General features: G+C 64.2%; 17 protein-coding genes and 1 tRNA gene. 10 read left to right on the top strand and 8 right to left on the bottom strand.

What is annotated here, in order from left to right; genetic code table 11:
- The first annotated feature begins 256 nt into the window (after positions 1-256).
- Entirely contained in the window at positions 257-703 is a 447-nt protein-coding gene (locus tag IVB23_RS04500; RefSeq protein WP_061877650.1) for a MaoC family dehydratase, read from the top strand.
- A 93-nt stretch (positions 704-796) separates the two neighbouring features.
- Positions 797-1,291: a hypothetical protein gene (locus IVB23_RS04495; RefSeq protein ID WP_247802591.1), complete on the top strand. Its 495-nt coding sequence runs from the start codon at positions 797-799 to the stop codon at positions 1,289-1,291.
- A gap of 51 nt (positions 1,292-1,342) precedes the next feature.
- On the opposite strand, the gene IVB23_RS04490 is transcribed toward IVB23_RS04495, so the two are convergent.
- Both IVB23_RS04490 and IVB23_RS04485 read right to left on the bottom strand, forming a co-directional pair.
- Complete coding sequence (locus tag IVB23_RS04490) at positions 1,343-4,531, bottom strand: multidrug efflux RND transporter permease subunit (protein WP_197965889.1); 3,189 nt, start codon at positions 4,529-4,531, stop codon at positions 1,343-1,345.
- A 164-nt stretch (positions 4,532-4,695) separates the two neighbouring features.
- Entirely contained in the window at positions 4,696-5,940 is a 1,245-nt protein-coding gene (locus tag IVB23_RS04485; protein ID WP_247802589.1) for an efflux RND transporter periplasmic adaptor subunit, read from the bottom strand.
- Positions 5,941-6,140: 200 nt separating this feature from the next.
- On the opposite strand from IVB23_RS04485, the gene IVB23_RS04480 reads away from it, so the two are divergent.
- Positions 6,141-6,746: a TetR/AcrR family transcriptional regulator gene (locus tag IVB23_RS04480; RefSeq protein WP_247802587.1), complete on the top strand. Its 606-nt coding sequence runs from the start codon at positions 6,141-6,143 to the stop codon at positions 6,744-6,746.
- Positions 6,747-6,934: 188 nt separating this feature from the next.
- On the opposite strand, the gene IVB23_RS04475 is transcribed toward IVB23_RS04480, so the two are convergent.
- The 3 genes from IVB23_RS04475 to IVB23_RS04465 all read right to left on the bottom strand — a co-directional run bounded on the left by IVB23_RS04475 (position 6,935) and on the right by IVB23_RS04465 (position 10,553).
- Positions 6,935-8,302: an MFS transporter gene (locus IVB23_RS04475; protein ID WP_197965892.1), complete on the bottom strand. Its 1,368-nt coding sequence runs from the start codon at positions 8,300-8,302 to the stop codon at positions 6,935-6,937.
- A gap of 74 nt (positions 8,303-8,376) precedes the next feature.
- A complete protein-coding gene (locus IVB23_RS04470) occupies positions 8,377-9,906 on the bottom strand; it encodes an aldehyde dehydrogenase (RefSeq protein WP_247802585.1) in 1,530 nt (509 codons plus the stop codon).
- Complete coding sequence (locus IVB23_RS04465) at positions 9,903-10,553, bottom strand: GntR family transcriptional regulator (RefSeq protein ID WP_247802583.1); 651 nt, start codon at positions 10,551-10,553, stop codon at positions 9,903-9,905. Before IVB23_RS04465 ends, IVB23_RS04470 begins: the two co-directional genes overlap by 4 nt.
- 155 nt (positions 10,554-10,708) lie before the next feature.
- Between IVB23_RS04465 and IVB23_RS04460 the strand changes: the two genes are divergently transcribed.
- From IVB23_RS04460 to IVB23_RS04430, 7 genes are all read left to right on the top strand, one after another.
- Complete coding sequence (locus IVB23_RS04460; protein WP_247802582.1) at positions 10,709-11,482, top strand: alpha/beta fold hydrolase; 774 nt, start codon at positions 10,709-10,711, stop codon at positions 11,480-11,482.
- Positions 11,483-11,878: 396 nt separating this feature from the next.
- Positions 11,879-13,096: a multidrug effflux MFS transporter gene (locus tag IVB23_RS04455; RefSeq protein ID WP_247802580.1), complete on the top strand. Its 1,218-nt coding sequence runs from the start codon at positions 11,879-11,881 to the stop codon at positions 13,094-13,096.
- A 14-nt stretch (positions 13,097-13,110) separates the two neighbouring features.
- The gene (gene guaD, locus IVB23_RS04450; protein WP_247802579.1) at positions 13,111-14,508 is read left to right on the top strand and encodes a guanine deaminase; all 1,398 of its coding nucleotides are present in this window, start codon (positions 13,111-13,113) and stop codon (positions 14,506-14,508) included.
- Positions 14,509-14,523: 15 nt separating this feature from the next.
- A complete protein-coding gene (locus IVB23_RS04445; protein WP_247802578.1) occupies positions 14,524-15,507 on the top strand; it encodes an antibiotic biosynthesis monooxygenase in 984 nt (327 codons plus the stop codon).
- 48 nt (positions 15,508-15,555) lie between these two features.
- Positions 15,556-16,458 carry a ribonuclease Z gene (gene rnz / locus IVB23_RS04440; protein ID WP_247802577.1) on the top strand — a complete coding sequence of 301 codons (903 nt, stop codon included), beginning with the start codon at positions 15,556-15,558 and terminating at the stop codon, positions 16,456-16,458.
- 208 nt (positions 16,459-16,666) lie between these two features.
- Positions 16,667-16,740, top strand: a tRNA-Gln gene (locus IVB23_RS04435).
- Between the two features lie 169 nt (positions 16,741-16,909).
- Positions 16,910-17,272 carry a DUF1428 family protein gene (locus IVB23_RS04430; RefSeq protein WP_197965899.1) on the top strand — a complete coding sequence of 121 codons (363 nt, stop codon included), beginning with the start codon at positions 16,910-16,912 and terminating at the stop codon, positions 17,270-17,272.
- Between the two features lie 10 nt (positions 17,273-17,282).
- Here the strand turns inward: IVB23_RS04430 and IVB23_RS04425 are convergent, their stop codons facing one another.
- The 3 genes from IVB23_RS04425 to IVB23_RS04415 form a co-directional block, all read right to left on the bottom strand.
- A complete protein-coding gene (locus IVB23_RS04425) occupies positions 17,283-17,849 on the bottom strand; it encodes an invasion associated locus B family protein (protein ID WP_061876823.1) in 567 nt (188 codons plus the stop codon).
- A gap of 64 nt (positions 17,850-17,913) precedes the next feature.
- Positions 17,914-21,060: a multidrug efflux RND transporter permease subunit gene (locus IVB23_RS04420; RefSeq protein ID WP_247802576.1), complete on the bottom strand. Its 3,147-nt coding sequence runs from the start codon at positions 21,058-21,060 to the stop codon at positions 17,914-17,916.
- Positions 21,057-22,223, bottom strand: coding sequence for an efflux RND transporter periplasmic adaptor subunit (locus tag IVB23_RS04415; RefSeq protein WP_247802574.1), 1,167 nt, complete (start codon positions 22,221-22,223; stop codon positions 21,057-21,059). Before IVB23_RS04415 ends, IVB23_RS04420 begins: the two co-directional genes overlap by 4 nt.
- Positions 22,224-22,560 lie beyond the last annotated feature (337 nt).

The following is a 22,560-nucleotide window of genomic DNA, read 5'->3' as shown; positions in this document are numbered from 1 at the left end:
GCTGGGCGACGAGGTTCTGGCAGCAGGAGTATTCGTAGATCAGGTCGAGGATGAATTGCATGGTGGCCGTCCCTGTACTTATTTTGACAACCACTTAACCGGCGATCTGTTTCAGGCGTGTTTCGTCGCATCGGGAAAGGGGTTTCGCGCGGAACCCGGCGCTGGTTTACGCGGTGCGAGCCCGCTATATCCCGTCATTGCCCAAGCCCTTTAGGCAGCCTCTCCGAGGCGGCGCATCATACTGCGGGGCAAAATCATGGCGCAGGTCGAGTGGTTCGACGATCTCACCGTCGGAATGCGGTTCAAGTCCCCCGAAGTTGTGGTCACCGAGGCCGACATCAAGCGCTTTGCCGCCGAGTTCGATCCGCAGCCGATGCATCTCGATCACGAGGCCGCCAAGACGACCCTGTTCAAGGGGCTTGCCGCCTCAGGATGGCACACCGCCGCGATCGCCATGAACCTCGCAATCCAGACCCGCCCGTTCGGCCCGCATCCGCTCATTGGCGCCGGTGTCGACGGCCTGCGCTGGACGATGCCGGTGCGCCCCGACGACCGGCTGCATCTGGTCGGCGAAGTCATGAGCCTGACGCCGTCCAAGTCGAAGCCGCAGGGCATAGCGCTGGTGAAATGGACCATGTTCAACCAGAACGGCGAGGAGGTTTACACCTTTACTCCGATCGCGATCGTGCCGCGGCAGGGGTAGGGCACAGCCGCGTTCTGTGCGGGCGACTGAAATCCTTGCGAGCCGCCGACAGAGGTGATCATCTCAGCACGGGGCAGCGTGCTGGAGGCCGATATGAGTCGATTCAGTCGCGGCGCTGCATTGCTTGCAGGCATCTTGAGCGCCGGCCCCTCCCTTGCGCAACAATCCAAAGTCGGCGACTGGACCATCGAGAGGCGCGCGCAGGACACGCATTGCAATGCGAGCCGCGGCTACAAGGACAAGGATGACGAGAACCGCGACTACGTCATCGTGATCACCTATTCCGAGCAGGCGATCGTGATCGTGATGATCTACGATGGCTGGGAATGGGATAGGTCCGGCGAGGTCCTCCGGGCCGACCTCGGCACCGATGACGCCGACATCATGAAGAAGGCCAAGTGGGAGGTCATGGACAAGACCACCGTGCGCGGCATCTTCGCCTACGACCAATCGATCATGGATCGGCTCGCGAAGGCCAAGCGCCTTACGCTCGATTTCGAGGACGACGACGACAGCATCGAGATGCAGATCCCGCGTGCCGGCGAGGCGCTGGCGGCGCTGAAATTCTGCGAAGAGAATCGGAAATAATCGATCCGATCTTGGTGGTCCCGCCGGGGGCGTGCCGCGGCGGGACGCGGTTCACTCGGCAGGTCCATGGACCGGCGCCGCACTGATGTCGCTGCCATGATGAATCAGCGGCTTCATGCCGGTGACGGTTCTGAGCAGCACGTAGAACACCGGCGTCAGGAACAGGCCGAACACTGTGACGCCGATCATGCCGGAGAATACGGCAACGCCCATGGCTCGCCGCATTTCCGAGCCGGCGCCGGTCGAGAGCACCAGCGGCAGGACGCCCATGATGAACGCCATCGACGTCATCAGGATCGGACGCAGCCTTAAGCGGCTCGCCTCGATCGCGGCCCGGATCGGCGTGCGGCCTGCGAATTCGAGCTCCCGCGCGAATTCGACGATCAGGATCGCGTTCTTGGCGGAGAGGCCGACCAGCACGATGAGGCCGATCTGGGTGAAGACGTTGTTGTCGCCCTTGGAGATCCAGACGCCGAACATCGCTGCCAGGAGGCCCATCGGCACGATCATGATGATCGAGAGCGGCAGGGTCAGGCTCTCATAGAGCGCGGCCAGCACCAGGAACACCAACAGGATCGCCAGCGGGAAGACCCAGATGCCGGAATTGCCGGCGATGAACTCCTGATAGGTCAGGTCGGTCCATTCGAAGGCAAAGCCCGGCGGCAGCACCTCTGCGGCGATCCGCGTCGCCGCCTCCTGCGCCTGGCCCGATGAAAAGCCGGGCGCGGCCGCCGCGTTGATGTCCGAGGACAGGAAGCCGTTGTAGCGGATCGCGCGCTCCGGACCCGCGCTCTGGCGGATCGTGAGCAGCGCGGACAACGGCACCATGTCGCCCGAGGACGAGCGCACCTTCAACTGCCTGATGTCGTCGGCGCGGGCGCGGAACGGCGCGTCGGCTTGAACCCGAACGGAATAGGTGCGGCCGAACTTGTTGAAGTCGTTGACGTAATAGGAGCCCAGGTAGATCTGGAGCGTGTTGAACACCTCCGTCACGGGCACGCCAAGCTGAAGCGCCTTGGTGCGGTCGATGTCGGCGAACAGCTGGGGCACGTTGACCTGGAAGCTCGAGAACACGCCGGCGATCTCCGGTGCCTTCTGCATTGCAGCCATGAATGCGTTCGTCGCTTCGTTCAAGGCGTCATAGCCGAGACCGGCGCGGTCCTCGATCTGCAGCTTGAAGCCGCCGATGGTGCCGAGGCCGTTGACCGGCGGCGGCGGGAACATGGCGATGAAGGCTTCCTGGATGCCCGCGTACTTCTTGTTCAGCTCGGCCGCGATGGCGGGACCGCTGAGCGAGGGATCCTTGCGTTCGTCGAATGGCTTCAGCGTCGAGAACACGATGCCGGCGTTGGACGAGTTGGTGAAGCCGGAGATCGACAGGCCCGGGAATGCCACCGAGCTCTCGACGCCGGGCTGGGTCAGCGCGATGTCGCTCATCTTGCGGATGACTTCTTCCGTCCGGTCGAGCGTCGCGCCATCGGGCAGGCGGGCGAAGCCGACCAGGTACTGCTTGTCCTGCCCCGGCACGAAGCCGCTCGGCACCTGCTGGAACAAGAGGGCAGTGATGCCGACGAGGACCACGTAGAGGCCCATCACGGCGGCCTTGCCCGAGATCACCTTGCCAACGCTGCCGCTGTAGTTCTCGGAGGAGCGCGTGAAGGCCTTGTTGAAGCCGCGGAAGAACCAGCCGAGGCTCTTTTCCATGACCAGCGTCAGCTTGTCCTTCGGCTCGTTGTGGCCCTTGAGCAGCAGCGCCGACAGCGCCGGCGACAGCGTCAGCGAGTTGACGGCCGAGATCACGGTCGAGATCGCGATCGTCAGCGCGAACTGCTTGTAGAACTGCCCGGTGAGGCCGGAGATGAAGGCCAGCGGCACGAACACTGCGATCAGCACCATGGCGATCGCGATGATCGGACCCGACACCTCGCGCATCGCCTGGTACGTGGCATCGCGCGGCGACAGGCCGGCCTCGATGTTGCGCTCGACATTCTCGACCACGACGATGGCGTCGTCGACGACGATGCCGATCGCGAGCACCAGGCCGAACAGGCTGAGCGCGTTGATGGAGAAGCCGAACACGTGCATCACCGCGAACGTGCCGACGATCGACACCGGCACGGCCAGGAGCGGGATGATCGAGGCGCGCCAGGTCTGGAGGAACAGGATCACCACCAGAACGACAAGGGCGATGGCCTCCAGCAGCGTGTGGATGACGGCTTCAATCGAGGAACGCACGAACTGGGTGGGGTCGTAGACGATCTGGTAGGACACGCCCTCGGGCATGTTCTTCTTGATCTCGGCCATGGTGGCGCGAACGTTGTCGGAAATCTGCAGCGCGTTGGAGCCGGGCGCCTGGAAGATCGGGATCGCCACCGCCTGCTTGTTGTCGAGCAGCGAGCGCAGGCCGTATTCGGAGGCGCCAAGCTCGACGCGCGCGACGTCGCGCAAGCGTACGACCTCGCCGCGTGCGCCGGTTTTGACCACGATGTCGCCGAACTGCTCCTCATTCGCGAGCCGGCCTTCCGCATTGATCGACAATTGCAGGTCGATCCCCTTGACGTTCGGGGAGGAGCCGACCACGCCGGCGGCGGCCTCGACGTTCTGCGCCTGGATCGCGCGCACGATGTCGCTCGCGGTCAGGCCGTGCTCGGCGGCCTTCTGCGGATCGACCCAGACCCGCATCGAATAGTCGCCGGCACCATAAAGTTGCACGTCGCCGACGCCGTCGATCCGCGCGAGGCGGTCCTTGACGTTGAGCACGGCGTAGTTGCGCAAGTAAGTCATGTCGTACCGGCCGTTCGGCGACAGCAGGTGCACGACCATGGTGAGGTCGGGCGACGACTTCTTGGTGATGATGCCGAGCTGGCGCACCACGGACGGCAGGCGCGGCTCGGCCTGCTGCACGCGGTTCTGCACCAGCTGCGTCGCCTTGTCGGGATCGGTGCCGAGCCGGAACGTCACCGTCAGCGTCATCGCGCCGTCGGTGGTCGCCTGGCTCGACATGTAGAGCATGTTCTCGACGCCGTTGATCTGCTCCTCGATCGGGGTTGCCACCGTCTCCGCGATCACCTTGGGATTGGCGCCGGGATAGGTCGCGCGCACCACGACCGAGGGCGGCACCACGTCCGGGTATTCCGAGATCGGCATCGCGAACAGCGAGATCAGGCCGGCGAGGAAGATCAGCACCGACAGCACGCCGGCGAAGATCGGACGGTCGATGAAAAACTTCGAGAGATTCATTGGTTTTGCCCCTGGGCATATCTTCCCGAACTCCGACCGTTTCACCGTCATTCCGGGGCGCGCGCATCGCGCGCGAACCCGGAATCCAGAAGTGAGAAGATCGGAGTATCTAAATCTCGAGATCCCAGGTTCGCGCTACGCGCGCCCCGGAATGACGAAGAGTGTTAGCGTTGCACCACGTCCTGGTTGCTGTGGTTGGAGGCCGCTTGCTGCCCGCGCGCACCCATTGCGGCGATCTCCGTCTTGAGCAGGGCACCGGGACGCACACGCTGTAGTCCGTTCACGACGATGCGCTCGCCGGACTTCAGACCCGAGGTGACGATACGAAGCCCATCGACGGTGCCGCCGAGCGTGACTGGCCGGTAGACGGCGCGGTTGTCGTCGCCGACCGCCATCACGAACTTCTTGTCCTGGTCGGTGCCGATCGCGCGCTCGTCGATCATCACCAGTGCCTGCTGCTTCGGCTGGCCCATGCGCACGCGGGCGAACTGGCCGGGGATGAGGCGCCCGTCCTCGTTGCGGAATACCGCGCGGACACGGATGGTGCCGCTCTGGCCGTTGACCTGGTTATCGATGAGCTGGATGTGGCCCTTCGCGGACAGGCCGCCCGACGTGGTCATCTCGACCGGGATCTGGTCGAGCTCGCCGCGCCTGCCGGAGGCATCTGCGATCGAGTTCAGCGCGCGCAGCACGACCTCTTCATCCGCATCGAACGAGGCGTAGATCGGATTGATCGAGACCAGCGAGGTCAAGACCGGGGACGCGGTGCCGGCGGCGACGAGATTGCCGACGGTGACCTCGATCTTGCCGACGCGGCCGTCCACGGGAGCGCGCACCTCGGTGTAGTCGAGATTGAGCTTTGCGGTCTGGAGCGTCGCCTCGGCCGCCTTCACATTGGCGATGGCTTCGCGGTTGGCGTTGTCGCGCTGGTCATAGTCGCGGCGCGTCACCACGGCGTTGCCGACGAGCTGCGCACCGCGTTCGAGCTCGCTCTGGGTGAAGACGACGCGCGCTTTCGCAGCTTCGAGCTGGGCCGCGGCCTTGTCGACCTCGGCCGCATAAGGGGCGGGATCTATCTTGAACAGCACGTCGCCGGCCTTCACCAGCGCCCCTTCGGTGAAGTTCGCCGACAGGATCGCACCCGCAACGCGCGGACGGAGTTCGACGCGGTGGATGGCCTCCAGCCGGCCGGAGAAGTCGTCCCACAGCACGGTCTGCCGTGGCTCGATCATCGCGACGGTGACGGAAACGGCTTGTTCGGCCGCGGCGGCCGGTGCCGTCGCTTGCGCCGCGTGAAAATAGCGGCCGGTCGCAATCGAGCCGGCCGCGGCGAGGGCGCCCACGATGGCGACGCCGCCCAGAAGGCGGCGGAAACGGCCGGTGCGGGAAGTGTTTTGGGAGGGGGGCATTTGCGCGCTCCAGATATGTAGTGTTCACTACAGATGTGGAGCTGGATACCGCAGTGCAAGATACTTATGTACCATTCACTAAGAAAATTGTAGCGGCATACCGCAAGAATTGGAAGGCCCTGGGAAAGTAGAATTAGAACAAATAGTTAGGAATCGACGTTAAGCCTTCTGCAGAACGCGAATTCCGAGGAGACAGGCACATGGGCATGGGACGCCCCCGCGAATTCGACGCCGAAATGGCGTTGGACCAGGCGATGGAAGTGTTTTGGCGCCATGGCTATGAGGGCGCGACGATTGCCCAGCTCACCGAGGCCATGGGCATCAACCCGCCCAGTCTCTACGCCTGCTTCGGCAACAAGGAGGGCCTGCTGAAGGCCGCGCTCGACCGCTACACCAAGCTGCGCAACATCTGGATGGAGGAGGTGGTGGCAGCGCCCACCGCCCGCGCCGTCGCCGAGCGGATGTTGATGGGCATCGCCGACAAGCAGACCGATCCTGCCAATCCGCCCGGTTGTCTGCTGGTACAAGGCGGCATCGCCTGCGGCAGCGGTTCCGAGAACGTCCCTTTCGAATTGGCCGCGCGCCGCGCCCAGAACGAGGACCAGCTCCGCGACCGTTTCATTCGCGCCAAGGCCGAAGGCGATCTCAAGCCAACCTCCGATCCCGCCGCGCTTGCGCGTTATGTCTCCGCGGTGTCGGTCGGCATGGGCGTGATGGCGTCCTCGGGCGCGGACCGCGAAGCGCTGCGGCAGGTCGCTGATGTCGCCGTCCAGGCGGTGGAAGCGCAATCGGCCGACAAGACGTAGCTATCTCGCAGATCTGCCCATCGGTCGGGGTGGCAAGCTGCCTGCGCCCCAGTCCTTCGCGACGCACGCCTACGGAGGGCCCTGAGGATGAGGTGGCGTTATGTAGCCAGATGTCAGACCCTCATGGTGAGGAGCCCGCCGCAAGCGGGCGTCTCGAACCATGTAGGCCGCGCTCGTCCGAAGGCCTCTCAGGACGCTTCCTTGAGGACCGGCGCCGGAGTCTCCTCCGCCTTCAGCTCCTCGAGACTGCGATGTCGGGGCTCGATGCCGAGTACCCAGACCGTGACGATCTGCACCACGAGCAAGCCGATCATCAGGGCCATGACGCCTGCCATGCCGCGCGATTCGAACAGCGACACGACCAGGAACGGCGTGACGATCGTGGCGCCGCGCCCCAGCGTATTGACGATGCCTGACGCACGCAGCCGGACCTCGGTCGGAAACAGCTCTGGAACGTAGATGCCGAACAGGAGCGCGACCAGGACATAAATCGGCACCGTCAGTGCGAAGCCCACGGCCGGCAGCAGGATCGGATCCGAAATCATCGGATAGAGCATGCCCAGCGCCACCGAGATCAGCGACGCGCCGATGATCGTTGGCTTGCGGCCCCAGCGGTCGGCGGTCAATGCGCCGATGGCCGCGCCGATCGGCGCGCCGAGCGCCATCAGCAGCGAATAGCCGAACGATGTCGCGACCGACAGGCCCTGCTTGACGAAGAACACGGGCAGCCAGGTCACGAAGCCATAGAGCAGGGTGTTGATCGTGATCAGGCAGACGGCGCCGACGATCATCCGCGACAGCAAGGGCGCAGTGAACAACGTGCCGAGATCGGGAGCGACCGGAGCGGGTGTCGTGGGCGCTGGAGCAGGCAAGGGCTGTCCTTGCGCCGCTTCCTTCTCGATCGCCTGCATCAACGCTTCCGCCTCGGCGGTGCGTCCCACGGCTTCGAGCCAGCGCGGGGATTCCGGCAGCGACTTGCGCATGTACCAGACGACGAGCGCGCCGATGCCGCCGAGCACGAACATCGAGCGCCAGCCGAACTGCGGAACGAGCACGGATGCGATCAAAAGTGCCGCTGGCAGGCCCGTCACGACGCATACGGCGGTGAGGCCGAGCCATTTGCCGCGGGTGCGGGCGGGCACGAACTCCGTCATCGTCGAATAGCCGACGACGTTCTCGGCTCCGAGGCCGACGCCCATCACGAAGCGGCAGGCGATCAGGAAGGCCATATTCGGTGCGAATGCCGCGGCAAGGGAAGCGATGCCGAAAAGGAGCAAATTGAACTGATAGGTGAAGCGGCGTCCATGGCGATCGCCGAGGAAGCCGGTGCCGAACGACCCCAGCATCATGCCGACGAACGTCGCGGAGATGAAGGCCGCGTTCTGAGCGAGCGTCGAAAAGCCTGATTTCAGCGTGACGCTGAGCACCGTCCCGGCAATGTAGATGTCGAAACCGTCGAAGAACATTCCGATGCCGATCAGCAGCATGATGCGGCGGTGGAATGGCCCGATCGGCAGCCGATCGAGACGGCTGCCCGCGTTTACCGATGTCGACATTGACGCTCTCCCTTGACTGTCATTCTGGTTGATGCGGCCCGCCTTCTATGGGCGGTCGGCCGGGTGAAGATCTGCTAGTTCAGCCGCTTCTGATTGGCCGTGTCGCGATACCAGTCGAACGGCTGCTCGTGGGTCGCGACCATCACGCTCTTGGTGTTGAAATGGTCGTTGAAGCTTTCGGCGCCGCATTCGCGGCCGATGCCGGAATCGTCGACGCCGCCCCAGGGCGAGGCCGGGTCGAGGCGGTGATGATCGTTGATCCAGACGATGCCGGCCTTGACCGCGGCGGCGACACGGTGAGCGCGGGCGACGTCGCGGGTACGGATCGCTGCGGCGAGGCCGAACGGCGAGTCGTTGGCGAGCCGGAGCGCATCGGCCTCGTCCTTGAACGGTGTCACCGAGGTGAAGGGACCGAACACTTCCTCCTGGAAGATGCGCATGTCGGATTTGACGTCGGCGAAGACCGTCGGCTCCACGAAATATCCGTTGTCATGGCCCGGCACCTTGGCGGCAACACCGCCGGTGACGAGACGCGCGCCGTCGGCGTGACCATAGCCTGCATAGGCGAGAACGCGGTCGCGCTGCTTGGCCGAGATCACGGGGCCCATCTGGGTGCTGGGATCGAAGGGATCGCCGACGCGGATCGTGCGGGTCTTGGCCTGCAGCTTCTCCACGAACTCGTCGTAGATCGAGGCCTGGACGATGTGGCGCGAGGCGCAGACGCAGGTCTGTCCGGCGCCGATGAATGCGCCGAAGGCGGCATAGTTGACGGCGCGGTCGACGTCGAAATCGTCGAACACCATCACCGGCGTCTTGCCGCCAAGCTCCATAGTCTGATGCGCGAACACCTTTGCGGCCGCGCTGCCGGCGATGCGGCCGGCCTCCGTGCCGCCGGTCAGGACCAGCTTGTTGATGTCGCCATGCTCGGCCAGCATCTTGCCGGCGCTCGGGCCGAGGCCGAGCACGATATTGAAGACGCCGGGCGGCAGGCCCGCTTCCGTGAAGATCTGTGCGAGCTTCAAGGTCGTGAGCGGCGTGTATTCGGACGGCTTCACCACGGTGACGCACCCGGTCGCCAGCACCACGGCGAGCGACTTGCACAGGATCATCAGGGGGTGATTGAACGGGGTGCAATTGGCGACGATGCCGATGGGGGTACGGAGCGTGTAGTTCAGATAGGCGCCTTCGACGGGGATCACGGAGTCACGGCGCGACAAAGCGAGGCCGGCGAAGTAGCGGAAGAAATCGGGCAGGCGGGAGAGCTGGGCGCGGGTCTCGTTGACCGGGCGGCCATTGTTGAGGGTTTCCAGCCGGTACAGGCTGTCGAGATTGGCCTCGAACGCATCGGCGAGCTTGTTGACCAGTCTGGCCCTGGCGCGCGTGTCCATGCCGCCCCAGGCCTTGCCGTCGAACGCGGCGCGCGCGCTTTTCATGGCGCGGTTGATATCCTCAGCGGTTGAATTGGGAATGCGGGCAATGACATCGCCGGTCGCGGGATTGCGGACGTCCAGCATCGCGCCGTCTCCGGCTTCGACTTCCCGTCCATCGATGAAATTGCCGTGGGTTTCGACGTCGATCGACGCGGGTTTCGAGGGAACGTTCATGATGACCTCTCTTCGACGATGACGGCGTTGCGCTTGAGCGCCGGCAGAACGCGTTTTTCGGTGTCCCCGATGTGGGCCTTGATGATGCGCGCCGCGGTGCGCGTTTCGCGCTGCTGCATGGCGTCGATCAGTGCGACGTGCTCTGCGACGAGCTTTGCGGGGTCGTGGCCCTTCAGGTTGGAAATGCTGACGCGGACCAGCCGGTCGGCCTGGCCGATCAGGTCGCACAGCGCCGTCGCCATGCGGCGATTGCCGGAGGCATGGGCCAGCGCAGTGTGGAAGCCGCGATTGTAGGCGATGAAGTCTTCGTGGCTGCCCGAGAACCGGCGAAATTCGTCGAGCGATTTCAAAACGCTGTCCGGAGCGCTCTCGATCGCTTCAGCAACGCAGGCCGGCTCCAGTGCGAGTCGGAAGCGCAGGAGGTCGCGGGCATCGGAGAGCGAGATCGGCGTCACTCGGTAGCCCTGGCGCGGCTGCACCGTCACGAGGTGCTCGCGCTGGAGCCGCAGAAGCGCATCTCGAACAGGCTGCCGGCTCACCGAATAGCGTTCGGCCAGATCCTGCTCTCGCATTTCATCGCCCGGCGCAAAGCGACAGGCTAAAATATCAGATCGAAGAAGATCGTAGATATTCTCGCGTAAAAGCATGGAAATTGGTGTCTCCTGCTGGCTAATATCCTACTCGTGATATTTCACGTCAAGTGCCGAATGCTTGAATTCCCTGTCAATTGATTTATCAATCGGAGCTTCCAGGGCACGCGAGAGGGCGTGATCCGATCGATGCAGTTTGGGACAGGCCGGACATGGACAGGCTTCTTGCCAATGAGACCGTCAACGCCGCGCAGGCGGGCGAGGGGCCGCCGCTGTTTCTTTTCCATTCGCTGCTGTCGGACCGGGCCAGCTTCGATGCGGTCGTGCCGGAGCTTGCGGGATCGTTTCAGACCATCGTGCCGGAGTTGCCCGGGTTCGGCCGTTCACGCACGGTCGAGGGCGGGCTTGCTGCTGTCGCGGACCGGATGGCAGAGGCTGTGCGGGATGCCGCGGGCGGCGCGCCGTCGATCGTGCTCGGCAATGGCTATGGCGGCTTCGTCGCCCTGCAGATGGCGATCCGGCATCCGAAGATCGTCAGCCGGCTTGTTCTCGCTGATTGCGGCGCGGCCTTTTCGGAGCCCGGACGCGAGGCATTTCGCAACATGGCGAAGGTGTCCCGGGCAAAGGGGCTGGAGGCCATCACTGACGTCGCGATGCGGCGCCTGTTCGCGCCCGAGTTTCAGGAACGGCACCCCGACCTGATGCAGGATCGTCGCGCCGCATTCTTACGGACCGATCCCGATGTGTTTCGCAGCGCATGTGAGGCGTTGGCTAGCCTCGATCTCCGCGCCGAGCTTGCCGCGGTGAAAGTTCCGGTCCTCGTTCTGGTCGGCGAGCACGACGAAGCAACGCCTCCGCCGATGTCGCACGAGCTGGCCGCTGGATTGCCGCACGCTGAGCTCAAGATCATTCCAGGATGCGCGCACGTGCCGCAGCTTCAATCGCCGCGGCAGTTTCTCGGAGCTATCGAGGGATTCTTGCTCTGATCTTCGCCCGGCCAGAGCCGGTCGCGTATCGGAAACAGCAATGCCTTCCGAGCGGTTAATGGCGTCGGTGCAACGACGAACTCGAAATTGGCGATGTTGTCATTCTGCGCCTGTTTTGCCCGACGAGTCAAACCTTCGTGCCGACAGGGCAAGAGTCGCGGCGGACGAAATTCTTCAGTGATTTCTACTTTGCATGGGGTTGTTTTCGCGTTTTTTGTCGGCGTGCTCCGCGGCCACAGCATCAGCTGTCAGATTCCGTATCGCGACGGGACCTCCTAAGAGTTTTTATACACAGTTCTGGCACGCTCCGCGCGTCAAGATCCGCAACCTGCATCGTCGCCTCTCATTGCGCGCACGAAAAGACGGGGACCTGCGGGCATCGAGGGGGCGTGAGCGATGACTGCACTTGCTTCGGACACCGGCCGCGCGAAGGGCGGGATCGTGCCGATCCTGCTGTGCGTCGTGCCGTTCAGCCAGATTCCGCTCGATGCCTATACGCCCGGCCTGCCGCAGATGGTGGTGGATATCGCCGCCGACGCGGCGTCGATGCAGAACACCGTCACCGCCTACATGCTCGGCATGAGCCTTGCCCTGGTGCCGGTCGGCATCGCCTCCGACACGCTCGGCCGCCGCAACGTCCTGCTCGCAGGGCTGTCGGTGCTGATCGCGATGAGCATCGCCTGCGCGCTGGCCACCAGCGCCTCGCTGCTGCTTGGCTTGCGCTTCCTGCAAGGCATCGGCGGCTGCACCTGCCTCGTTGTCGCCTATGCGGTCGCCGCCGATTGCTTCCGCGGGCGCGAGCTCACTGCGATCTCGGGTCTGCTTGGAGCCGCATGGGGATTGGCGCCCGTGCTTGCACCGGCAGCCGGCGGCTTCATCGTCGAGCTGACGTCGTGGCGCGGTGTCTTCGTGGTCATTGCGATCGCCGCGGCGATCGTTGCCACGATCGTCGTATTCCTTCTGCCTGAAACGTTGCCAGCGGAACGGCGTGCGCCGTTCGATCCGCGCCGCACTGCCGGTATCTTGCGCGAGGCGCTCGTTCGTCGGGGCTTCCTGGCTTTCGTGCTGGTCTTCGCCGCTGCCGCCAGCGCGCAACTGGCATTCGGCGTCGTCGCGCCGTTCTTCTACCAGACTGGCCTCGGCTATTCGGCGGCCATCTACGGCCTCGTCGCGCTCGGCCTTGGCGGCGTCAATCTCGCCGGCGAACTGGGTTGCGCGCACTTCGCGCGCTTCATGCCGGCCCGCGTGATGGGCTTCGGCGCCTTCGCGCTATTCCTCGCCGGCGCCGCCGTCCTGACCGTAACAGGCATGACGCTGGGCCTCGATTTTGCGTCGATCACGATCGGCGGCGCGCTGGTGCTCGGCGGCTGCGGCGTGCTGTGCCCGATGATGTACGGCATGGCGCTCGGCCTGTTCGAAAGCGACCACGGCCTGATCGGCGGCCTGATCAGCGCGCTCTGCTATCTCGCGGTGAGCGGCGCCATGGCGATCGCGGCGGTGCTGCCTGAAGCAACGCAGGCGCCGCTCGGATGGCTGTATCTCGGCCTCTGCGCCGTCGCCGGAACGTTGCTCGCGATCTCGCTGCCATCGGCGCGCCACTCGACACAGACTTAAGGGAGGAACCAATCATGACCACCGTTGCCATTCGCGGCACGTTCTTCGACTTCGTCGACGATCCCTGGAAGCACGTCGGCGACGAGCAGGCCGCGGCGCGCTTTCACCAGGATGGCCTCATGGTCGTCACCGACGGCGTGATCAAGGCGTTCGGCCCTTATGACAAGATTGCCGCCGCCCATCCGGGCGTGGAGATCACCCACATCAAGGACCGCATCATCGTTCCGGGCTTCATCGACGGTCACATCCATCTGCCGCAGACCCGCGTGTTGGGGGCCTATGGCGAGCAGTTGCTGCCGTGGCTCCAGAAGTGGGTCTATCCGGAAGAGCTCAAATACCGGGATCGCAACTACGCGCGCGAGGGCGTCAAGCGCTTCCTCGACGCGCTGCTCGCCTCCGGCACCACCACCTGCCAGGCCTTTACCAGCTCCTCGCCGGTCTCGACCGAAGAGCTGTTCGAGGAAGCGGCCCGCCGCAACATGCGCGTCATCGCGGGCCTCACCGGCATCGACCGCAACGCGCCAGCCGATTTCATCGATACTCCTGACAATTTCTATCGCGACAGCAAGCGGCTGATCGCGCAGTACCACAACAAGGGCCGCAACCTCTACGCCATCACGCCGCGCTTTGCCTTCGGTGCCTCGCCGGAATTGCTGAGAGCGTGTCAGCGCCTCAAGCACGAACACCCGGACTGCTGGGTCAACACCCACATCTCCGAGAACCCGGCCGAATGCAGCGGCGTGCTGGTCGAGCATCCGGACTGCCAGGACTATCTCGGCGTCTACGAGAAGTTCGACCTGGTCGGTCCAAAGTTCTCCGGCGGCCACGGCGTCTATCTCTCCAACAACGAATTCCGCCGCATGTCGAAGAAGGGCGCCGCGGTGGTGTTCTGCCCGTGCTCGAACCTGTTCCTCGGCAGCGGCCTGTTCCGGCTCGGCCGCGCCACCGATCCCGAACATCGCGTGAAGATGTCGTTCGGCACCGACGTCGGCGGCGGCAACCGCTTCTCGATGATCTCCGTGCTCGACGACGCCTACAAGGTCGGCATGTGCAACAACACGCTGCTCGACGGCAGCATCGATCCCACGCGGAAGGACCTTGCCGAGGCCGAGCGGAACAAGCTCTCGCCCTATCGCGGCTTCTGGTCGATCACGCTCGGCGGCGCCGAAGGTCTCTACATCGACGACAAGCTCGGCAATTTCGAGCCCGGCAAGGAAGCTGATTTCGTCGCCCTCGATCCGAACGGCGGACAGGCCGCGCAAGCGTGGCATCAGTCGCTGATCGCCGATGGCGGGAGCCCGCGCACGATGGACGAGGCCGCGAGCATGCTGTTTGCCGTCATGATGGTCGGCGACGATCGCTGCGTCGACGAGACCTGGGTGATGGGCAAGCGTCTCTACAAGAAGAGCTGAAGCGGACGGCTGCCAATGAGCGCAACTCCTGACGCGGCTGGCCAGCCGGTCGCACTCGTCATCCAACGCCGCATTGCCGACGATGGCTTTGCTGCGTTCGCACGCTGGAACGGCGAGGTCGGCGAGGTGCTCGAGGCTTGGCCCGGCTTTCTCGGCCAGGAGGTGGTGCCGCCGCGACCGCCAGCGCATGTGGACTGGGTGACGATACTGCGTTTCTCCAGCCCCTCCGCAGCACGCGCCTGGCTCCAGAGCGATGTGCGGGCACGACTCATCGCGGAAGTGCAGCGCTTCTTCGTCGGTTCGGAGGACGTCCATATCCTGCCCGACACCGGCGTTCAGCGTGACAGCGCGGTCTCGGCCGTCATCTCCTTCAAAGTCCCTGATGGGCTCGAGGATGCGTTCCTGAAATGGCAGCAGCGCATCCAGGCGGCGGAGGCCGAGTTCAAGGGTTTCCTGCGCCACAAGATCGAGCGGCCGATTCCGGGCCTGCACGACGAATGGATCATCATCCTGTCGTTCGACTCTGATGCCAATCTCAATGCGTGGCTCGACTCGCCGTTGCGGCAGACCCTGCTGAAGGAGGGCGAACGCTTCAATGCCGGCATGAACGTGAAGCGGGCGAGCTACGGATTCAATTTCTGGTTCCCGGCCGGCAAGACGCCGGCTCCCGAGCAAGGGCCGGGCTTCATCTGGAAGAGCAACCTGATCGTCCTGCTGGTGCTCTATCCCGTGGTCTATCTCTGGGGCTACTTCATCAGCCGGCCGCTGATCGACAGTCATGGCGTGCCGGTCTGGCTATCGCTGTTCGTCGGCAATCTCGTCAGCACCCAGTTGCTCGGCTGGTGGCTGGTGCCCGCCGCCTTCAGGGCGCTCGACTGGTGGGTGAGGCCGACGGCGACGATCAGTCGCCAGATCGCGGGCTACGCACTGCTTGCGGCGCTCTACGTCGCGTCGATGGCCCTGTACGCGCTGCTGCTCGCGTGGCATTGGGGACGGTGAGGCCGGCCGGACGGGCGGCCTCAACCACCTTCTGGGCTCGTGACGACCATGTTCGCCCTGACATTTCTCGGGACCTCCGCCAGCGTTCCCTCGACCGAGCGCAACCATCCCGCGCTCCTCGTGGAGGCCGCAGGCAAGCGTGTCCTGGTCGATTGCGGCGAGGGCACGCAGCGCCAGTTGTTGCGCAGCGGCGCCGGCTTTCGGCGGCTCGACCGCATGTTGCTGACGCACGCGCATCTCGATCACATGCTCGGCATCCCCGGCCTGTTCTCGACGCTGGGCTTGCGGCAGACCTCCGACGTGATGACAATTCACGGCGGGGAAGGAACGCTCGACATCGTCATCCGAATGCTCGCAGGCCTGTGGGGCGCGGGCAGGGCGCCGATCCCGGTCGAGTTCGCGCCGCTGACCGAAGGACGGGTCATCGATGCCGGTGATTTCACCATCGACTGTTTTCCGGTCCGCCACCGCGACACCGACAGTTTTGGTTTCGTCTTCCAAAGCCCCGCGCGCCGTCGTCTTCGGCCTGATCGGCTCATGGCGCTTGGTGTCCCCGACGGTCCCTTGCGCGGCGAATTGGCCGCGGGGCGCCCGGTCGTGCTTGCCGACCGAACCGTCGACCCGGAAGACGTCCTGGGCCCGCCGAGCGGCGGCAGGAAACTCGTCGTGATCGGCGACACCGAGACCACCGAGGGGCTGTCGCAATACGTTGCCGACGCCGACGTGCTGGTGATCGAGGCGACGTTTCTCGATCGCGACGCGCCGATCGCGCGGAACTACGGCCATCTCACCGCGGCGGAAGCGGGTTCCTTGGCTGTCACGAACAACGTCGGACAACTCGTGCTGACGCATCTGTCGGGACGCTACGAAGACGAGGAGATACTCGCCGAGGCGGCAAGGATCTTCCCGAACACTCGGATCGCCGCAGACTTCGATCGCATCGTCGTCTAGTCAACCCATGGCGAGGCCGGGACTGTCCGAAAGAGCAGCAACGTTTCTCGGGCGTGAACGCAGTAAGAACATGCGACGATGTTCACAGAAGGACTGGACCGCAAACGCTGGCGCGGCTATATGACCGGCCTGCGAGCCGCTGATTTGCGGAACTTTCAGTCAGTCTTGCAGAACTCCGAAGAAAGCTTAGCAATTTCAAGCGCTTCGGTGGGGAATGGTGTAACGGTAGCACAACAGACTCTGACTCTGTTTGTCTTGGTTCGAATCCAGGTTCCCCAGCCAGTTCCTGGCCCTCTTCCCATGTGAAGTTCCCTGTCCTCCCGACCAGGATTTGCCCAGTTGATCGGCCGCGTCGCGCTCGCGACGCTTTGCCTCACTCGCATTCGTATTTCCGGGTCGGATCGCCGCGCGCAGTATCGTCCTTGGGCCGTACAACCCAAGGAGATCCCTAATGCCCTATGTCGATGGTTTCGTTCTCGCCGTGCCGAAGGACAATCTCGAGGCCTACAAGGCGATGGCGGCGACCGCCTGTGCGATCTGGATGGAGCACGGCGCGCTCGATTATGTCGAATGCATCGGCGACGACGTTCCCTATGGGGAGCTCACCTCGTTTCCGCGCGCGGTGATGGCGAAGGAAGACGAGGTCGTGGTGTTCGCCTGGATCGTCTACCGGGACCGGGAGAGCCGCGATGCCATCAACAAGAAGGTGATGGCGGATCCCCGGCTGAAAATGGAGGGCATGCCGTTCGACGGCAAGCGCATGATCTATGGCGGCTTCACGACGCTGCTCCGGGCGAGCGACGTCGTGACGTGAGGCGGAGCGGCTACTTGATCTTGTCGTAAGCGGCCGAGAAATCGCCCAGCGGCATCGGGATCGCGATCGTCTCCTTGGCCATGTTCTGGAAGGTGACCTTCAGCTGCTTGCCTGACCGCAAGGCGGCGAGCAGGTCCGGCGCGATCGGGGTCGAGGCGTAGCAGCCGCGGTTCTCGCAGGTCTGGATCTGGAGATCGACCGTCTTGCCCTCGTCGACCTGGAGTTTGGCACCGATGGGAAGGTTGAGGCCAAGCGGCAATTGCAGCAGCGCTACCGGCGTGCGGGTGTCGGGCGCGATGCGGATGTTGATCAGGAGGACGGTCTGGCCGGTCTTGGTCAGTACCGCGTTCTGCTCCATCGCGCATTCGAGTGGCGCATCGCGGCTGGCGCTGGTGCAGCGGACGATCCAGCCGGACTGCCCGGGAGTGCCGTCCGCCTGTGATTGCGTCGGGGCAGGCGCAGGCTGTGTGGCCGGGGCAGGGGGCGCGGTGTTTCTCTTGGCGCCCTGCTGGGCATGCGCAGCGCCAATTGACAAGACGGCTGCGGCAAGGGCGACAAGTCTGGATTGCATGAGCATGGCGAAACTGCGCTGGCGTGAAACAGGCGCCTCGCTGTAGCGTCGCCGAAGCCGCAGCGCAAGCTTACTCGGCGGCTTCCTTGACGCTGCCGTGCTCGGGGGCCTCGTCGCCTTCGCCATCGCCCGAACGGCCCCAGGTGGCGAACCAGTTGTTGAGCTTGTCGAGATAGAGATAAACCACGGGCGTGGTGAACAGCGTCAGCGCCTGGCTGACGATCAGGCCGCCGACCATGGCGTAGCCGAGCGGCTGACGGATCTCGGCGCCGGTGCCGTGACCGAGCATCAAGGGCACGCCGCCCAGAAGCGCGGCCATCGTCGTCATCATGATCGGGCGGAAACGCAACAACGCGGCCTGGCGGATCGATTCCTCCGGCGTCTTGTGCTCGTCGCGCTCGGCGGCGATCGCGAAATCGACCATCATGATGCCGTTCTTCTTCACGATGCCGATCAGCAGGATGATGCCGATCAGCGCGATCAGGCTGAAGTCGAAACCCGCCGCCATCAGGATTGCGAGCGCGCCGACGCCGGCCGAGGGCAGCGTCGACAGGATCGTGATCGGGTGGATGTAGCTCTCGTAGAGAATGCCGAGGATCAGGTAGACCACGACTAGGGCGGCGAGGATCAAGAGCGGCACGGTGCCGAGCGACTGCTGGAACGCCTGCGCGGTGCCCTGGAAGCTGGAGTTCAGCGTCGGCGGTGCGCCGAGATCGGCCATTGCCCGCTGCACCGCCTCCGTGGCCTGGCCGAGCGCCACGCCTTGCGCCAGGTTGAAGCTGATCGTGATCGATGGGAACTGGCCTTGATGGCTGATCGAGAGCGGACGGACCGGGTCGGTAGTCCAGGTTGCGAAGGTCGACAGCGGCACCTGGTCGCCGGTCAGCGGCGATTTCAGGTAGAGCTTGTTCAAGCTGTCGAGATTGCCCTGCATCTCCGGCAGGATTTCCAGAATGACCTTGTAGGTGTTGAGCTGGGTGAAATACTGCGTGACCTGCCGCTGTCCGAAGGCGTCATACAGCGTGTCGTCGATCAGCTGCGGCTGGATGCCGTAGCGGGCGGCGGTGTCGCGGTTGATCTTGAGCTGCACCGTTGTGCCCTGCGTCTGCTGGTCGGTCGCGACGTCGCGCAGCTGCGGCAGGGTCTGCATTTTGGCGAGGATCTTGGGCGCCCATTCGTTGAGCTCGTCAAGATTGGCGTCCTGCAGCGTGAATTCGAACTGCGTGCGCGTCGGCCGGCCGCCGAGCCGGACGTCCTGGGCCGCCTGCATGTAAAGCCGGGCGCCCTCGACCTTGTCGAACTGCGGACGCAGCCGCGCGATGATCTGCTGAGCAGAGGCCTCGCGCTGATCGCGAGGTTTCAGCGTGATGAACAGGTTGCCGTTGTTGCCGGCGCGGCCGCTGCCGCCGATCGACATGGCAACGCTGGCAACGTCGGGATCGGCCATGATGATCTTGCCGAGCTCCTCCTGGCGCCGGGTCATCTCCTTGAACGAAATGTCCTGCGAGGCTTCCGAGGTGGCGGTGATCAGGCCGACGTCCTGCTGCGGGAAGAAGCCCTTCGGGATCAGGACGAACAGGTAGATCGACAGTCCGAGCGTGACGAAGAAAATTGCAAGCGTGGTGCGCCGCCAGGCGAGGGCGTGATCGAGCACATATTCGTAGCCGCGCAGCATCGCGTCGAAGGCGCGCTCGCTCCATTGATAGAAGCGGCCGTGCTGAACCTCGCCATGGGCGCGCAGGAAGCGCGAGGCCATCATCGGCGTCAGGGTCAGCGACACGAACATCGAAACGAAGATGGTCATCGCCAGCACCACGGCGAATTCGCGGAACAGGCGCCCGATGATGCCGCCCATCAGCAGCAGCGGGATCAGCACCGCGACCAGCGAGATGCTGATCGAGACGATGGTGAAGCCGATTTCCTTGGAGCCCTTGAAGGCGGCCTCCATCGGCGAGTCGCCTTCCTCGATGTAGCGGGTGATGTTCTCGAGCATCACGATGGCGTCGTCGACCACGAAACCGACCGCAATGGTGAGTGCCATCAGCGACAGATTGTCGAGCGAATAGCCGACCGGCCACATCAGGGCGCACGCGCCCAGCAGCGCCAATGGCACCGTGACGGTAGGAATGACCGTCGCCCAGAAGCTGCGCAGGAAAATGAAGATCACCATGACCACGAGTGCGATGGTCAGCAGCAGCGTGAATTGGACGTCCTCGACCGCGGCGCGGATGGTGGTGGTTCTGTCGCTGATGAGCTCGATCTTGATCGCGGGCGGGATCGCTGCCACGAGGCGGGGCAGGGTCGCCTTGATCCGGTCCACGGTCTCGATGACGTTGGCGCCGGGCTGCTTGAAGATCACCAGGAAGACGCCGCGCTTGCCATTGGCCCAGGCCGCCTGCTTGGCGTCTTCGGCGGCGCTGACCGCTCGGCCGATGTCGCGAATCCGCAACGGACCCCCGTTGCGATAGGCGATGATGACGTCATTCCAGTCCTTCGACTGGGTGAGCTGGTCGTTGGCGTAGATCGTATAGGCGCGTTTTTCGCCGTCGATATTGCCCTTGGGGCTGTCCACCGTGGTGATCGCAATCTGGCTGCGCACGTCCTCCAGCGACAGGCCCTTGGCGACGAGCTTCGCCGGGTCGACCTGGATGCGGATCGAAGGTTTCTGCTGGCCGCCGATGAAGACCTGGGCGACGCCCGACAGCTGGCTGATCTGCTGAGCAAGCTGGGCGTCGACCGCGTCGCTGACGCTGGTCAGCGGCAGCGTCTCTGATGTCGCCGACAATAGCAGGATCGGCGCGTCGGCCGGGTTGACCTTGCGGTAGGTCGGGGGCGAGGGCAGGTTTTTGGGCAACTGCCCGCTGGCAGCGTTGATGGCGCCCTGGACGTCATTCGCGGCGCCGTCGATGTTGCGATTGAGGTCGAACTGGATGGTGATCGACGCCGTGCCCAGATAGCTCGTCGAGGTCATCTGCGCGATGCCGGGGATCTGGGCGAACTGCCGCTCCAGCGGCTGCGCGACCGAGGAGGCCATCGTCTCGGGGCTGCCGCCGGGCAGGTTGGCGGTGATCTGGATGGTCGGAAAGTCCACCTGCGGCAGCGGCGCAACCGGAAGCAGCGGATAGGCGACGAGACCGACGAAGAGGATCCCCGCCATCAGCAGCGAGGTGCCGATGGGATAACGGATGAAAGGTGCCGAAATCCCGCCTTCGGTCATTCCTGTCGTACCTTGCTCTGGGCCCGATCGGAGCTTGCCACTGCCGTCGACACGAGGCTTCCGGGCTGGACCTTGAACTGGCCGCCGACGATCACCTGCTGGCCCGGGCTCAAGCCTTCCTCGATGACCGAACGTCCGTCGATGCCATAGCTGACCTTGACCTTGTGAACCTCGGCCTTGTTGTCCTGATTGACCGTATAGGCGTAGAGGCCGTTGGTAGAATGCTGGACCGCATCATCAGGAACCACGGTCGCATCCTTGAGCGTCCGCACCAGGAGCCGCGTCGAAACCGACTGGCCCGGCCACAGCGCGTGGTCCTTGTTGTCGAACACCGCCTTGAGACGGATCGTTCCGCTGGTCGTGTCGACCTGGTTGTTGATGACCGCGAGCTTGCCCTCGGCCAGCGTCTTCTTGCCGTCGGTCGTGAAGGCAATCACCTTCAGCGCGCCGGCCTTCTGGCCTTCGGTGATATAGGGGAGCTGGTCTTCCGGAGCGGTGAAGATCACGGCGATCGGTTCGACCTGCGAGATCATGACGATGCCCGTCTGGGTCGAGGCGTTGACGATGTTGCCGATGTCGACCTGGCGGAGCCCTGCGACACCGGTGATCGGTGCCTTGATCTGCGTGTAGTCGAGCTGGGTCTGGGCGTTGGCGATCGCGGCTTCGTCGGCGGCGATCTGGGCGGTGAGCTGCGCGACGGTGGAGCGCTGGGTATCCACCCGCTGTGTTGTTGCGAATTCGCCAAGCTTCACGGCGCGCTGGAGCTCCAGATTGGCGTTGGCGAGGTTTGCCTCGTCCTGCGCCTTCTTGGCCTTGGCCTGGTCAAGCGCGGCTTGGTAGGGCCGGGGATCGATCGAGACCAGAAGGTCGCCCTGCTGGACGATCTGGCCCTCCTTGAACTCGAGCCTGATGATCTGGCCGTCGACCCGGCTGCGGACCTGGACGGTGTTGAAGCCCTGGACCGTGCCGAGACCGGTCAGGTAGACCGGGAAGTCGGCCTTCTGGACCGGCGCGACGCTGACGGGAATAGCGGACGGGCGGGGCGACGCCTTCTGTGCTGTCTGGGCCTGTCCGGCCGAGCCAAATCTCTGCCATCCATAGTAACCTGCGGAGGCCACGGCCGCGATGATCAAAATCCAGAGGATCGGCCGGGACTTTTTCATATCGTCTCGTGTCGGCTCTCGTGCCCTACGCTTACGAAATATGGGGCCAATCATACGGTTCCAGCGCGCTTGTATAATACACGCCAAGTTCCAGTGTAAACAGCACTATCAGTTCGGAAACCTAAACAATTGGAAAGCTTTGCACGCCCTGGGCAGTGCTCTGGCGCCGCGCTGTGCAGGGCTGCATTTTTGCGGGCGCGACCGATCGGCGTGCCCCCTCTTGCGCAGCACCGATAGCGGTGTGCTCAGGCCGAATGGCGCTGCGCTGAGTCCTGGTTCGGATCAGTCACGAGAACGGTTCTAAATCGCGCGGAGGCCGTTTCGGTTGTCAGGGATT

The sequence above is a fragment of the Bradyrhizobium sp. 191 genome, assembly GCF_023100985.1.
GTDB classification, from domain to species: domain Bacteria; phylum Pseudomonadota; class Alphaproteobacteria; order Rhizobiales; family Xanthobacteraceae; genus Bradyrhizobium; species Bradyrhizobium diversitatis.
The sequence above is the reverse complement of the archived record's forward strand: the minus strand, read 5'-3'. Positions and strand labels throughout refer to the sequence as shown.